This window comes from Streptomyces sp. NPDC127068 (assembly GCF_042724695.1).
In the GTDB taxonomy this organism is placed as follows: domain Bacteria; phylum Actinomycetota; class Actinomycetes; order Streptomycetales; family Streptomycetaceae; genus Streptomyces.
Genome location: NZ_JBHXEN010000011.1, coordinates 68,198 through 81,856, shown reverse-complemented (window position 1 = coordinate 81,856; position 13,659 = coordinate 68,198). Strand labels below are relative to the sequence as shown.

The window sequence follows — 13,659 nt, the reverse complement described above, 5'->3', positions numbered from 1 at the left end:
CGTCCCGGACCCCCGCGGTGCGCCGGGCACACCGCGGGGGTCCGGGAGCGCGGGACGGTCAGCCGTCCAGCGAGGTCATCACGTGCTTGATGCGCGTGTAGTCGTCGAAGCCGTACGCGGAGAGGTCCTTGCCGTAGCCGGACTTCTTGTACCCGCCGTGCGGCATCTCGGCGACGAGCGGGATGTGGGTGTTGATCCACACGCAGCCGAAGTCGAGGACCTTGGACATCCGCATGGCGCGGGCGTGGTCCTTGGTCCACACGGAGGAGGCGAGGGCGTAGTCGACGCCGTTGGCGTACGCGACGGCCTGGGCCTCGTCGGTGAAGGGCTGGACGGTGATGACGGGGCCGAAGACCTCGTTCTGGATGATCTCGTCGTCCTGCTTCAGGCCGGAGACGACGGTGGGGGCGTAGAAGTAGCCCTTGTCGCCGACGCGCCGGCCGCCGGCCTCCACCTTGGCGTGGGCGGGCAGCCGCTCGATGAACCCGGAGACCTGCGCCAGCTGGTTCGGGTTGTTCAGCGGCCCGTACAGGACGTCCTCGTCGTCGGGCTGGCCGGTCTTGATCTCGGAGGCGGCCTTGGCGAGGGCGGCCACGAACTCGTCGTGGATGGACTCGTGGACGAGGACGCGGGTGGCGGCCGTACAGTCCTGGCCGGCGTTGAAGAAGCCCGCGGTGGAGATGTCCTCGACGGCCTTCGGGATGTCGGTGTCCTCGAAGACCACGACGGGCGCCTTGCCGCCGAGCTCCAGGTGGACCCGCTTGAGGTCCTTGGAGGCGGACTCGGCGACGGACATGCCGGCGCGGACCGAACCGGTGATGGATGCCATCGCGGGGGTGGGGTGTTCGACCATGGCGCGGCCGGTGTCGCGGTCGCCGCAGACCACGTTGAAGACGCCCTTGGGCACGATGGAGCCGATGATCTCGGCGAGCAGCACGGTCGACGCGGGGGTCGTGTCGGACGGCTTGAGGACGACGGTGTTGCCCGCGGCGAGCGCCGGGGCGAACTTCCACACGGCCATCATCATCGGGTAGTTCCAGGGGGCGACCTGGGCGCAGACGCCGATGGGCTCGCGGCGGACGATCGAGGTCAGGCCCTCCATGTACTCGCCGGCCGAGCGGCCTTCGAGCATGCGGGCCGCGCCGGCGAAGAACCGGATCTGGTCGACCATGGGCGGGATCTCTTCGGAGCGGGTCAGACCGATCGGCTTGCCGGTGTTCTCGACCTCGGCGGCGATCAGTTCCTCGCCCCGCTCCTCGACCGCGTCCGCGATCTTGAGGAGGGCCTTCTGCCGTTCGCTCGGCGTCAGGTCCCGCCAGGCGGGGAAGGCCGCCGCGGCGGCGGCCATCGCGGCGTCGACGTCCGCTTGGCCGGACAACGGGGCGGTCGCGTACGCCTCGCCGGTGGCGGGGTTGACCACCTCGGTGGTCCGTCCGTCGGTGGCGTCCCGGAATTCTCCGTCGATGTAGTTGCGCAGACGACGCAGCTGGGTGCTCACTGCCAGGCCCTCCAGTCAGATGGTCAAGTGTCCGGTGGGTGAGACACCCACCTGTGTCGATGCTAATCAGCGACTGACGCTTTCAACATACCTGGGCACGGGTGACTACGAAATCCGTTCAGATTAAAGCTTGCGACAACGAATTTCATCGCTCTGGCCTTGCGAAAGCGACGAGACCTCGTGCACAGTGGTTGACGTGGCCAGTCGTAGCGCAGAACCCAGGGACTCCCGGAACGGGAACGGCTCTCCCCCGCTGGACGCCGTATCCCTCGCCATCATCGAACAGCTCCAGCAGGACGGCCGCCGGCCGTACGCCGCGATCGGCAAGGCCGTCGGCCTCTCCGAGGCGGCCGTGCGCCAGCGGGTCCAGAAGCTGCTCGACCAGGGCGTGATGCAGATCGTCGCCGTCACGGACCCGCTCACCGTGGGCTTCCGCAGACAGGCGATGGTCGGGATCAACGTCGAAGGCGATCTGGACCCGGTGGCCGACGCGCTCAGCGCCATGCCGGAGGTCGAGTACGTGGTGATGACCGCGGGCTCGTTCGACCTCCTGGTGGAGGTCGTCTGCGAGGACGACGACCACCTGCTCGATGTGATCAACAAACGCATCCGGGCCCTGCCCGCGGTGCGCTCCACCGAGAGCTTCGTCTACCTGAAGCTCAAGAAGCAGACCTATATGTGGGGAACCCGATAGCCGTGAGCAAGGACCTCAGCCGAACCGCGTACGACCACCTCTGGATGCACTTCACGCGCATGTCGTCGTACGAGAACGCGCCCGTTCCCACCATCGTGCGTGGTGAGGGCACCTACATCTACGACGACAAGGGCAAGCGCTACCTGGACGGTCTCGCGGGTCTGTTCGTCGTCCAGGCCGGACACGGCCGCACGGAGCTGGCGGAGACCGCCTTCAAGCAGGCCCAGGAGCTGGCCTTCTTCCCCGTGTGGTCCTACGCCCACCCAAAGGCCGTCGAGCTGGCCGAGCGGATAGCCCACTACGCCCCGGGCGACCTCAACAAGGTCTTCTTCACCACCGGCGGCGGCGAGGCCGTCGAGACCGCCTGGAAGCTCGCCAAGCAGTACTTCAAGCTCCAGGGCAAGCCCACCAAGCACAAGGTCATCTCTCGCGCGGTCGCCTACCACGGCACCCCGCAGGGAGCCCTGTCGATCACCGGCCTGTCCGCCCTGAAGGCGCCCTTCGAGCCGCTGGTGCCGGGTGCGCACAAGGTCCCGAACACCAACATCTACCGGGCGCCCTCGTTCCTCGACCACGGCGACGGCGTCGACCCGGAGCTGTTCGGCCGCTGGGCCGCCGACCAGATCGAGCAGCAGATCCTCTTCGAGGGCCCGGAGACCGTCGCCGCGGTCTTCCTGGAGCCGGTGCAGAACGCCGGCGGCTGCTTCCCGCCCCCGCCCGGCTACTTCCAGCGGGTGCGCGAGATCTGCGACGAGTACGACGTCCTGCTCGTCTCGGACGAGGTCATCTGCGCCTTCGGCCGGCTCGGCACGATGTTCGGCTGCGAGAAGTTCGGCTACGTCCCGGACATGATCACCTGCGCCAAGGGCATGACCTCGGGCTACTCCCCGATCGGTGCCTGCATCGTCTCGGACCGGATCGCCGAGCCGTTCTACAAGGGCGACAACACCTTCCTGCACGGTTACACCTTCGGCGGCCACCCGGTCTCCGCGGCCGTCGGCCTCGCCAACCTCGACCTGTTCGAGCGCGAGAACCTCAACCAGCATGTCCTCGACAACGAGGCCGCGTTCCTGGCCACCCTCCAGAAGCTCAACGACCTGCCGATCGTCGGTGACGTCCGCGGCAGCGGCTACTTCTACGGCATCGAGCTGGTGAAGGACAAGGCCACCAAGGAGTCCTTCAACGACGAGGAGTCCGAGCGCATCCTCTACGGCCACGTCTCCAAGAAGCTCTTCGAGAACGGCCTCTACTGCCGCGCCGACGACCGTGGCGACCCGGTCATCCAGCTGTCCCCGCCGCTGACCTCCGACCAGTCGACCTTCGACGAGATGGAGCAGATCATCCGCGGCGTCCTCCAGGAGGCGTGGACCCTCCTGTAGGTCACGGCACCCCCAGCCGGACGTGAACACGGCCCGGGCGCACCCTTCCGAGTGAGAAGGGCGCGCCCGGGCCGTGTGCTTTCCGGGGAGCGGCGGCGGTCCTGCCTACGGTGCCCAGTGACCGATCGGCCCGGGCTTCGTTCCCCCGTACGGGGGACGGAACGGAACTGAACCGAGGTGCACGCCGCATGACGCCCCAGTCGCCCCCGTCGGCCCCGCCGGACAACGACGCGCTCTGGGCCCGCTCCCTGAGCTTCTCGTACCACGGCTCGCCCGCGCTCACGGGCGTCTCGTTGGGGGTCCGCGAGGGCGAGATCCTCGCCGTGACCGGGCCCCGCGGCAGCGGGAAGTCCACCCTGCTGCGGCTGCTGTCCGGACAGTTGCTCCCCCGACGCGGCGGCGAGGTGTGGTTCAACAGCGTCCCCGTGCACACGCTCGGCCCGGCCGCCCGGGAACGGCTGCGCCGCGACCGGTTCGGCTGGGTGGAGGCGGAGCCCGGCCTGGTGCCGGAGCTGAACGCCTGGGAGAACGTGGCCCTGCCGCTGATGCTGACCGGGGTCCCCCGCCGCACGGCGAAGGCCGCCGCACTGGAGTGGCTGGCCCGGCTGGACGTCGCCGACCAGGCCCGCAAGCGCCCGCACGCCCTGCTGCGGGCCGGGCGCCAGCGGGTGGCGTTCGCCCGGGCCCTGATCGGCGAGCCGTCCGTGGTCTTCGCCGACGAGCCGACCGCCGCCCTGCACCGCGCCGACCGGGCCCAACTGCTGCGCACGCTCACCACGGCCGCCCGGTCCCACGGCATCACCGTCGTCCTGGCCTCCCACGACCCGGACACCGCGGCCCTCGCCGACCGGACGGTGTCCCTGGTCGACGGGCGGCTGTCCGGCCCGGTCGGCCTGCCCGACGGTGCGACGGAAGGCCGGGCCGCGTGCTCGCTCTCCGTCTAGCGCGCGGCGCCAGCCCCTCCGTCCAGGCCCGCCGGCTCCTCGTCACGGCCGCCTCGACGGGCACCGCCCTCCTGCTGCTGTGCACCTTCGGCTACGCGCTCGGCCACCCCTGGGCCGCCGTCGGCTCCTCGCTGCGGCTCGCCTGGTGCGCGGCGCCCCTCGCGGCGACCGCGTACCTGGCGCTGGCGGTGGCGCGCACCGATCCGGCCACCCGACCGCGCCGCGGACTGTCCGCGGTGGGCCTCGGCCCGGCGCGGCGCGCGGTGTTCGCCGCGGTGTCGACGGCCGGCGCCAGCACCGTCGGCGCCCTGGCCGCGCTGCTGCTCTTCCTGTACCTGCGCGGGGACCTCGGGTTCCTGCCGTTCGCCGGCGGGGCCTCCGAACTGCTCGCCGCCGACCGGGAGCTGCCCCTCGCGGCGATCCTGACGCTGCTCGCCCTGGTCCCGGTGACCGCGTCCGCCACCGCCGTGCTGTCGCTGCGGCCCAGGACCCCCGTCGAACCGGGCGCGGGAGCCGGCGGCGGCCGACCGGTCGTGCGCGACCCGGACGACCCCGTGGACGACGCGGACCTCCCGCCGGCCGCCCCGGCGACGCCCGCCGGTCTGCCCTGGGGGATCGCCCTGCTCGCGGCGGGCCTCGCCGTCGAGTCGTACGCCGGCGGATCGGGCCCCGCCCCGGGGCTGCGGCTGCCGGGCGGACTGGCGGGCGGCTCGCTGAGCGTGCTCGTCGGATGGGCCCTCACCGCGGTCGGGCTGGCGCTCGCCGGACCCGGGATGACGTACCTGTGCGGGCGGGCCGTGCAGGCCGTGCGGCCGGGGGCGGTGCGGCTGCTGGCGGGGCGCGTGCTCCAGCGGGAGGCCCACCGGATCGGCCGGCCGCTCGGCGTGGTCTGCGCGGTCGCGGCGGGCGCCTACGCGGCGGCCACGCTGTACACGGGTTCCGAGCCCGACACCGGTCCGCTGAGCGTGCTGGGCGCGGGCCTGGTCGTGGGGTGCGCGGTCGCCGCGCTCGCCCTGGCCACGGTCGAGGCCCGGCAGGCCAGGTCCCGGACCACGGCGGCCCTGCTGCGGCAGGGGGCGCCCGCCGCGGCCCTGCGGGCGGCGGCCCTGCTGCGCGTCGCCGCCCTGTGCCTGCTGTTCGGCCCGTTGACCTGGGCGGTCGCGGCGCTCGCCGCGGCCCCGTTGGACCGCTGACCCGCACTCGCCCCGGCCGTGCTGCCTCAGCCCCGCTGCGCGTACGCCCAGAAGTCCCGCATCAGCGTCGGGGGCTGCGGCCCGGTCAGCTCCACCTGGGTCAGCAGGATCGTGACGGTGCCGGTGGCGGGGACCAGGTGCGCGGTGGTTCCCGTACCGCCCGTCCAGCCGTAGCGGCCCGGCACGTTCCACGGGTCGACGGCCAGGACGTCGACGGCGCCCCCGTACCCCCAGCCCTGGCCTTCGAGGAAGAGGGCGCCGGCCTCGCGCTGGGCGGGGGTCAGGTGGTCGGTGCGCATCCGGCGCACCGACTCCGGGGCGAGCACCCGGCGGCCGTCGGGGCCCGCTCCGTCGGCGAGCAGCATCCGGTACAGCGCCCACCAGTCGTCGAGGGTGGAGACCAGCCCCCCGGCGCCGGACGGGAAGGACGGCGGACGGCTCCACGCCCCGTCGGGGGCGTCCACCAGGTCGAGCGCGCCCCCGTCGGCGGGCCGGTACTGGCTGGTGAAGCGGTCGAGCTTGGCGGGCGGCACGTGGAAGCCCGTGTCGGTCATCCCCAGCGGCTCGAACAGCCGGTCCGCCAGGTACTCCGGCAGCGGGCGGTCCGCGGCCCGGGCGACCAGCACGCCCTGGAGGTCGGAGGTGGTGTTGTAGAGCCACTGCGCACCGGGCTGGGCCAGCAGCGGCACCCGGGCCAGGGTCGCCGTCCACTCGTCGGGGGTGAGCGTGAGGTCCGGGCGCGGCGGCCCCTGGTGCAGTTCGGTGAGCAGGGGGGTGACGGCCGGCAGGTCGAAGTCGGCGGGGAAGCCGTACCCGGCGCGGGCGGTGAGCAGGTCGCCCACCGTGAGGGGGCGGTCGGCGGGCACCACGTCGTCCACCGGACCGTACGGGTCCCGGACGACGACGGGGGACGACAGTTCGGGCAGCCACCGGTCGACGGGGTCCTCCGGGGCCAGCGTGCCGTCCTCCACCAGGGTAAGCACGGCGGCGGCCGTGACCACCTTGGTGAGCGAGGCGATGCGGAAGATGCTGTCCCTGGCCATCGGCGCGGTGCCCCCGGTGTCCGCCGTGCCGACGACCGCGATCTCGGTCCGGCCGGGGCCGGCGACCAGGGCCACGGCGCCCGGGACCGTTCCGTCGGCCACCCCGGCCCGGAGGAGACCGCCCAGATCGGTGCTGGTGTCGGACATGCTGTGCCTTTCGGTTCGTGGCCGCGCCCCGGGCCGGGTGCCGGGGCGGGTCCGCAGGGGGGACTCCCGGGGCGGCCCGAAGTCATCGGAACACCGGGATTCACCCTTCCAGGGGACGGCCCGCGCATTCGTACGAGCAACTTCGCGCGGCAGCGATGAGTTCCGGGCGGCTCCCCCGTCTACTCATTGAACGGCGCATCGCCACGCATCGCACGGCCCGGCGCGGCACCCGGCGCTCCCGGGCGGTCCGCGGTGGACGGTGGGCGACCGCCCGGCACCACGAGAACACCGCGAAACTCCATAGAACTCATGGAACTCATGGAACTCATGAAAGAGGACCCCCCGTGTACCAGCAGATGATCTTCCCGAACCTCCCCGTCGCCGACCTGGCCGCCTCCAAGGAGTTCTTCACCGGGCTGGGCTACGAGCTGAACCCCGCGTTCTCCGACGACCACACCGCCTCCGTGGTGGTCAGCGACACGATCGTGGTCATGCTGCTCGACCACGAGCGGTACGCCGATTTCGCCAAGAAGCCCATCGCGGACGCCACCAAGTCCAGCCAGGTGCTGCTGGGACTGAGCGCCGAGAGCCGCGCCAAGGTCGACGAGCTGGTCGACACCGCGCTCTCCCTGGGCGCCACCCCGGCGGGCGACACCCAGGACCACGGGTTCATGTACGGCCGCTCCTTCGACGACCTGGACGGTCACACCTGGGAGATCGTCTGGATGGACCCGGCGACCATCCCCGGCTGACCCCGACCGGGTGAACCGGCCGTCGGCGGTCAGCCCAGGACGACCGTCTCCGCCGGATCGAACTCCACCCCGACCCGCTGCCCGGGCTCCGGTGCGTCCCGCAGCCCGCACGCGGCCTCCAACGGGGGCGCCCCGCCCGCCGGCTGGAGGCGCAGTGCGACATGGGTGCCGCGGAAGGTCCGGGCGGTCACCGCGCAGGGCAGCCCCGAGTCCGGCCCCACCAGCCGCACTCCCGCCGGACGGACCAGCACCAGCCGCTCCCCCGCCGGCGTCTCCCCGGGCACGGTCAGCTCGCCCCAGGCGGTGCGCGCCGTGCCGCCGGTCACGACGCCCGCGACGATGTTGTCGAAGCCGAGGAAACGGGCCACGAACTCGTCCGCCGGACGCTGCCAGACGTCGAGCGGGCTGCCCGTCTGGGCGACCCGGCCGTCCCGCATCACCACCACCCGGTCGGCGAGCGCGAACGCCTCGCCCTGGTCGTGGGTGACCGCGAGCACCGTGGTGCCCAGGGCGCCGAAGAGTTCCCGCAGCTCCACGACGAGCCGTTCGCGCAGGGTGCGGTCGAGTTGGCCCAGCGGCTCGTCGAGCAGCAGCAGCCGGGGGCGCGGCGCGAGGGCACGGGCGAGGGCCACCCGCTGCTGCTCCCCACCGGACAGCGAGGCGACGGCCCGCCGGGCCGCGCCGGGCAGGCCCACCAGGGTCAGCAGTTCCGCCACCCGGGCCTCCTGCTCGGCCCGCGGGGCCCGGTGCATCCGCAGGCCGAAGGCGACGTTGGCGCCGACGTCGCGGTGGGCGAACAGTTGGTGGTCCTGGAACATCAGGCCCACGCCCCGCTGGTGCGCCGGCGTTCCCGTCCGGTCCCGGCCGCCGAGCAGTACCCGTCCCGCGTCGAGGTCCTGGAGCCCGGCGACCGCCCGCAGCAGCGTGGACTTGCCGCTGCCGCTGGGGCCGAGCACGCAGACGACCTCGTGCTCGGCGACGTCGAGCGAGACCGCGTCCAGCGCGGTGTGGGCGCCGAAGCGCACGGTCGCGCCGTCCAGCCGCAGCGCCGCTTCGGTGTCGGTGTCCGTGCCGGTGTCCTTGCCGGTGCCGGTCGTGGTGCCGGTGCCGGTGGTGGCCGGGTTCGCGGTCATCAGAACTCCCCCGCATGGTCGGTACGGAGGCGTTCGAGGAGCAGCAGGGACACGGCGCACACCACCATCAGGAGGGTCGAGAGGGCCATGGCCTGGCCGTAGTTCAGTTCCCCGGCGCGGCCCAGGAGTCGGGCGACGGCGACGGGCAGGGTCGGTTCGTCGGGGCGGGCGATGAACACCGTGGCCCCGAACTCGCCCAGCGAGACGGCGAAGGCGAACCCGGCGGCGATCAGCAGCGCCCGCCGCACCAGGGGCAGGTCCACCTCGCGCCAGGCCCGCCACGGCGAGGCGCCGAGCACGGCCGCCGCCTCCCGCAGCCGCCCGTCGACGGACCTGAGGACGGGCAGCATCGTGCGCACCACGAACGGCACCCCGACCAGGGCCTGCGCCAGCGGCACCAGCCACCAGGAGGCCCGCAGGTCGAGCGGCGGCTCGTCCAGGGTGATCAGGAACCCGAAGCCGACGGTGACCGCGGACACCCCCAGCGGCAGCATGAGCAGCGCGTCGAAGCCGCGCACCAGGCGCCCCGCGCGCCGGGTCAGTGCGGCGGCGGCGAGCCCCCCGATGACCAGGGCGATGGCGGTGGCGGCGAGCGCGTACAGCAGGGAGTTGCCGATGGCGTCGATGGGCGGCACGAGGAACGCGCCGCCCTCGGCGGAGGTGAGCGCCCGGTAGTAGGTGAGGGTGAAGGCCCCGTCGGCGTCCTGGAAGGAGCGGGCCACCAGCACCCCGAGGGGCAGCACGATCAGCCCGGCGACGGTGGCCAGCACCCCGGCGAGCAGCGCCCACTGCCCCGCACCGCGCGGGCGGCGCGCGGTGATCGAGGGGTCGACCAGCCGTAGCCCGTGCTCCCGGCGGCGCACGCTCCAGGCGTGGACGGCGAGGATCAGACCGACGGCGACGAACTGCACCAGGGTGAGCACGGCCGCGCTGGAGAGGTCGAAGATCTGGGAGGTCTGCCGGTAGATCTCCACTTCCAGGGTGGAGAACGCGGGGCCGCCGAGGATCTGCACCACGCCGAAGGAGGTGAAGGTGAACAGGAACACCATCAGGGTGGCTCCCGCGACGGCGGGCCGCAGCGCGGGCAGGGTCACCGTCCGCCAGGCGGCGAACCGGGAGGCGCCGAGCACCCGGGCGGCCTCCTCCTGCCGGGGGTCGAGTTGGGCCCAGAGTCCGCCCACGGTGCGCACCACGACCGCGTAGTTGAAGAAGACGTGCGCCAGCAGGATCGCCCACACGGTGGTGTCGAGCCGTACGCCGGCCGCCCGGTCCAGCAGACCGCCGCGGCCGAGGAGGGCGAGGAACGCCGAGCCGGCGACGACGGTGGGCAGCACGAAGGGCACGGTGACCACGGCCCGCAGCACCTGCTTGCCGGGGAAGGCGAACCGGGCGAAGACGTAGGCGCCGGGCAGCGCGATCAGCAGGGTCAGCGCCGTCGAGGCGAGGGCCTGCCAGGTGGTGAACCACAGCACCTCGCGGATCTCCGGGCGGGCCAGCACCTCCCCGATCGCCCCGAGCTGCCAGACGCCCTCCGGCCGCAGCCCGCGCGCCACGATCGCGGTCACCGGGTAGGCGAAGAACACCGCGAAGAACACCACCGGCAGCGCCATCAGCGCGCAGCGCAGCAGGGCGCCCCGGCGATCCGACCGGGTGCGCGGGGCCGCGGGCCCGGGGGCGTCGGTGCGCCCGGGGCCCGTGCCGGCCGCCGCCCCCGACCCGAGCGGGTCACCGGGGCGGGGGGCGTCGGCCGCGCGGCCTACTTCACTACGAGCGAGGTCCACTGCTTGACCCACTGGTCACGGTGGTCGGCGATCCGCTCCGGGTCCATCGTCAGCGGCGAGGGCACCTCCACCGCGTACCGGGCGAAGTCCGCGGGGACCTTGACGTCCTTGTGCACGGGGTCCACGAACATGTTCAGCGGCAGGTCCGCCTGGAAGGTGCGCTCGCTCATGAAGTCCAGCAGGGCCTTGCCGCCCTCCGGGTTCTTCGCACCCGCGAGCAGCCCCGCGTACTCCGCCTGCTGGAAGCAGGTGCCGGTGGAGACGCCGGTCGGCGCCTCGGCGGGCTTGGGGTCGGAGTAGATCGCCTCGACGGGCGGGGAGGAGGCGTACGAGACGACGAGCGGACGGTCGCCGCCGGCCTTCTTGCCGCCGGCGGAACCGGAGAACTCCTCGTTGTACGCCTGGTCCCAGCCGTCCACGACCTTGACGCCGTTGTCCTTCAGCTTCTTCCAGTAGTCGGGCCACGCGGCGCCGCCCTGCTGGGCGACGGTGCCCATGAGGAAGCCGAGGCCGGGCGAGGAGGTGGCCGGGTTCTCCACCACGAGGAGGTTCTTGTACGCCGGCTTCACCAGGTCGTCGAAGGTCTCCGGCGGGGTCACGCCCTTGTCCGCGAAGTACTTCTTGTCGTAGTTGACGCATATCTCGCCGGTGTCGACGAGGGTGACCCGGTCCTGCTTGTCGAGCAACGGCCGCTTCGGGAGCCGGACGCTGTCCGCGCCCGCCGCCTCGTACGGCGTGAAGAGGTCGTTGTCGAGGCCGCGGGAGAGCAGGGTGTTGTCGATGCCGAAGAACACGTCGCCCTGCGGGTTGCCCTTGGTCAGGATGGCCTTGTTGACGGCGACGCCCGCGTCCCCGTCCTCCAGGACCTTGAGCGTGTAACCGGACTCCTTCTCGAACTCCTCCAGCACCTCTTCGGAGGCGGCGAAGGAGCTGTGGCTGACCAGGGTGACCGTCTTGGACGCGCTGCCGTGCCCGTCGTCGCTGCTCTCGGCGCAGCCGGAGAGGGTGACGAGGCCCAGCCCGGCCGCGAGGGCGACGGCGGTGGCCTTCTTGGTGGTGCTCACGTGGTTGTTCCTCCTGGAGCGGACCAGGAAGAGACGCGGCCCCGCCCGCGGCCCCCGGGGCGGGAGCGCGGGCAGGGCGCAACAGCTTGAGTGGTGACCGAACTTCCTACCCGGAATGACCCGGGCGAGGTTCAGAGGGTCTGCGGCCCGCCGGTGTGACCCGGCTGCCGCACTCTCAGCGCTGTGGCGCTCCCCTGTCGGAAAATGCAGTTGTCTGTCGTGAACGTGCTGCGAATGGCGCGAACCGCTCGCTGCGCACAGGGTGCTATGCGGGCGTTCGGGACAAGAGTACCGCTCTAGCGTTCGGATGCCGCCAGCTGTCCACAGGCCCCGTCGATCTCCTGGCCCCGGGTGTCCCGGACGGTCACCGCCACCCCGTGCGCGGCGATGGCCTCCACGAACGCCTTCTCGTCCTCGGGACGGGACGCGGTCCACTTCGAGCCGGGCGTCGGATTGAGCGGGATCAGGTTGACGTGCACCCGCTTGTTCTTGAGCAGTCGGCCGAGCAGGTCACCGCGCCACGCCTGGTCGTTGATGTCCCGGATCAGGGCGTACTCGATGGACAGCCGCCGACCGGACCGCTCGGTGTACTCCCAGCCGGCGTCGAGGACCTCCCGGACCTTCCAGCGCGTGTTGACCGGGACGAGGGTGTCGCGCAGCTCGTCGTCGGGCGCGTGCAGGGAGATCGCGAGCCGGCACTTGAAGCCCTCGTCGGTGAACCGGCGGATCGCGGGGACGAGCCCGACCGTCGACACCGTGATCCCGCGCTGGGACAGGCCGAGGCCGTCCGGCTCCGGGTCGGTGAGGCGACGGATCGCCCCCACGACGCGGTTGTAGTTGGCCAGCGGCTCGCCCATGCCCATGAACACGATGTTCGACAGGCGCGCCGGGCCGCCGGGGATCTCCCCGTCCCGCAGCGCGCGCATGCCGTCCACGATCTGGTGCACGATCTCGGCCGTCGACAGATTGCGGTCCAGCCCCGCCTGGCCGGTGGCGCAGAAGGGGCAGTTCATTCCGCAGCCGGCCTGGGAGCTGATGCACATGGTGACCCGGTCCGGGTACCGCATCAGCACCGACTCCACGAGGGTGCCGTCGAACAGGCGCCACAGCGTCTTGCGGGTGGTGTCGTCGTCGCAGCTGATGTGCCGCACCACGGACATCAGGTCCGGGAGGAGGGCCTCCTGCAACCTGTCGCGCGCGCCGGCCGGGATGTCCGTCCACTGTGCGGGGTCGTGGACGTACCGCGCGAAGTAGTGCTGCGAGAGCTGCTTGGCGCGGAACGGTTTCTCGCCGATGGCGGCGACGGCTTCCTTGCGCTCGGCGGGCGAGAGGTCGGCGAGGTGCCGCGGGGGCTTCTTGGCTCCGCGCGGGGCGACGAAAGTGAGTTCTCCGGGCTTGGGCATGGTGCCTCCAGTGTCGCAGACGCGAGCCGGTGGCCCGGGTGCGTCCCGGGCGGCTCCGGCCGCCCCCGTCGACTGCGGGCGACCCGGTGCCCGTCGCGTTCGCGCTGGTGGTCGCGGCCGGGGGCACCGTGCGACGGCCCGTGCCGACGGGAACGGGGGGCCGGGCACGGTGCCACGAGTCACAACGGCACCGCGCACCGGACGGGCCGTCGCCCGCTTCGTCTCGACCGGAGGGCACGAGCAGGCGCACGGACCACCGGATTCGGCCGCAAAAGCCCGAATTCCGGACCACCGGGGGCAACGGCCCCCGCAGGCCGGCCCCTCCGTCCGACGATGCGACTGTCGCGCTCCGACGGAACCCGACGGGAACCGAACGCGGACCCGCCGGAACCCGAAGGCCACAGGGAAGGAACAGGGGAGGACACGTGGGCTACCAGATCAAGTGCGGATCGACACGGACCACGACGGGCAAGCCGTGCAGGAACCCGGCGATGGTCGGCTACTCCCGCTGCCAGCTCCACCGGGGGCCCTGGACGCCCCCGCAACGGCGGCGGACCAAGAAGCGCTGAGCCCTCGCGCACGCGGCTGGTGACGGGAAACGGTGAGGGCCGGTCGTCCCGTGGACGAC

11 protein-coding genes and 1 riboswitch are annotated in these 13,659 nt (G+C 72.5%); of the genes, 5 read left to right on the top strand and 6 right to left on the bottom strand.

Features of this window, described 5'->3' with window-relative positions; genetic code table 11:
- Positions 1-58: 58 nt before the first annotated feature.
- A complete protein-coding gene (locus tag ACFWIA_RS09420; RefSeq protein ID WP_387002027.1) occupies positions 59-1,498 on the bottom strand; it encodes a gamma-aminobutyraldehyde dehydrogenase in 1,440 nt (479 codons plus the stop codon).
- A gap of 196 nt (positions 1,499-1,694) precedes the next feature.
- On the opposite strand from ACFWIA_RS09420, the gene ACFWIA_RS09415 reads away from it, so the two are divergent.
- The 4 genes from ACFWIA_RS09415 to ACFWIA_RS09400 all read left to right on the top strand — a co-directional run bounded on the left by ACFWIA_RS09415 (position 1,695) and on the right by ACFWIA_RS09400 (position 5,708).
- Positions 1,695-2,192, top strand: coding sequence for an Lrp/AsnC family transcriptional regulator (locus tag ACFWIA_RS09415; protein ID WP_387002025.1), 498 nt, complete (start codon positions 1,695-1,697; stop codon positions 2,190-2,192).
- The gene (locus ACFWIA_RS09410; protein ID WP_387002023.1) at positions 2,177-3,571 is read left to right on the top strand and encodes an aspartate aminotransferase family protein; all 1,395 of its coding nucleotides are present in this window, start codon (positions 2,177-2,179) and stop codon (positions 3,569-3,571) included. The genes ACFWIA_RS09415 and ACFWIA_RS09410 overlap by 16 nt, the downstream gene beginning before the upstream one ends.
- 188 nt (positions 3,572-3,759) lie before the next feature.
- The gene (locus ACFWIA_RS09405) at positions 3,760-4,515 is read left to right on the top strand and encodes an ABC transporter ATP-binding protein (protein ID WP_387002021.1); all 756 of its coding nucleotides are present in this window, start codon (positions 3,760-3,762) and stop codon (positions 4,513-4,515) included.
- Entirely contained in the window at positions 4,497-5,708 is a 1,212-nt protein-coding gene (locus ACFWIA_RS09400; protein ID WP_387002019.1) for a hypothetical protein, read from the top strand. Before ACFWIA_RS09405 ends, ACFWIA_RS09400 begins: the two co-directional genes overlap by 19 nt.
- A gap of 26 nt (positions 5,709-5,734) precedes the next feature.
- Here the strand turns inward: ACFWIA_RS09400 and ACFWIA_RS09395 are convergent, their stop codons facing one another.
- Complete coding sequence (locus ACFWIA_RS09395) at positions 5,735-6,898, bottom strand: serine hydrolase domain-containing protein (RefSeq protein ID WP_387002017.1); 1,164 nt, start codon at positions 6,896-6,898, stop codon at positions 5,735-5,737.
- 344 nt (positions 6,899-7,242) lie between these two features.
- On the opposite strand from ACFWIA_RS09395, the gene ACFWIA_RS09390 reads away from it, so the two are divergent.
- On the top strand, positions 7,243-7,650 hold the full coding sequence (locus ACFWIA_RS09390) for a VOC family protein (RefSeq protein ID WP_387002015.1): 408 nt from the start codon (positions 7,243-7,245) through the stop codon (positions 7,648-7,650).
- A gap of 29 nt (positions 7,651-7,679) precedes the next feature.
- Here the strand turns inward: ACFWIA_RS09390 and ACFWIA_RS09385 are convergent, their stop codons facing one another.
- The 4 genes from ACFWIA_RS09385 to rlmN all read right to left on the bottom strand — a co-directional run bounded on the left by ACFWIA_RS09385 (position 7,680) and on the right by rlmN (position 13,031).
- On the bottom strand, positions 7,680-8,783 hold the full coding sequence (locus ACFWIA_RS09385; protein ID WP_387002013.1) for an ABC transporter ATP-binding protein: 1,104 nt from the start codon (positions 8,781-8,783) through the stop codon (positions 7,680-7,682).
- Complete coding sequence (locus ACFWIA_RS09380; protein ID WP_387002150.1) at positions 8,783-10,393, bottom strand: ABC transporter permease; 1,611 nt, start codon at positions 10,391-10,393, stop codon at positions 8,783-8,785. The genes ACFWIA_RS09385 and ACFWIA_RS09380 overlap by 1 nt, the downstream gene beginning before the upstream one ends.
- 146 nt (positions 10,394-10,539) lie before the next feature.
- Positions 10,540-11,628 carry a thiamine ABC transporter substrate binding subunit gene (locus ACFWIA_RS09375; RefSeq protein ID WP_387002011.1) on the bottom strand — a complete coding sequence of 363 codons (1,089 nt, stop codon included), beginning with the start codon at positions 11,626-11,628 and terminating at the stop codon, positions 10,540-10,542.
- Positions 11,629-11,713: 85 nt separating this feature from the next.
- Positions 11,714-11,834: riboswitch (TPP riboswitch) on the bottom strand.
- 90 nt (positions 11,835-11,924) lie between these two features.
- Positions 11,925-13,031 (bottom strand): 23S rRNA (adenine(2503)-C(2))-methyltransferase RlmN, encoded by a 1,107-nt coding sequence (gene rlmN, locus ACFWIA_RS09370; protein ID WP_385491585.1) that lies wholly within the window; start codon positions 13,029-13,031, stop codon positions 11,925-11,927.
- Positions 13,032-13,659: the final 628 nt, after the last annotated feature.

Coding starts and splice junctions, on each gene's coding strand:
- ACFWIA_RS09405 (WP_387002021.1), top strand. CDS start 3,760: ATGACGCCCCAGTCGCCCCCGTCGGCCCCGCCGGACAACGACGCGCTC.
- ACFWIA_RS09395 (WP_387002017.1), bottom strand. CDS start 6,898: ATGTCCGACACCAGCACCGATCTGGGCGGTCTCCTCCGGGCCGGGGTG.
- ACFWIA_RS09385 (WP_387002013.1), bottom strand. CDS start 8,783: ATGACCGCGAACCCGGCCACCACCGGCACCGGCACCACGACCGGCACC.
- ACFWIA_RS09380 (WP_387002150.1), bottom strand. CDS start 10,393: ATGGCGCTGCCGGTGGTGTTCTTCGCGGTGTTCTTCGCCTACCCGGTG.
- rlmN (WP_385491585.1), bottom strand. CDS start 13,031: ATGCCCAAGCCCGGAGAACTCACTTTCGTCGCCCCGCGCGGAGCCAAG.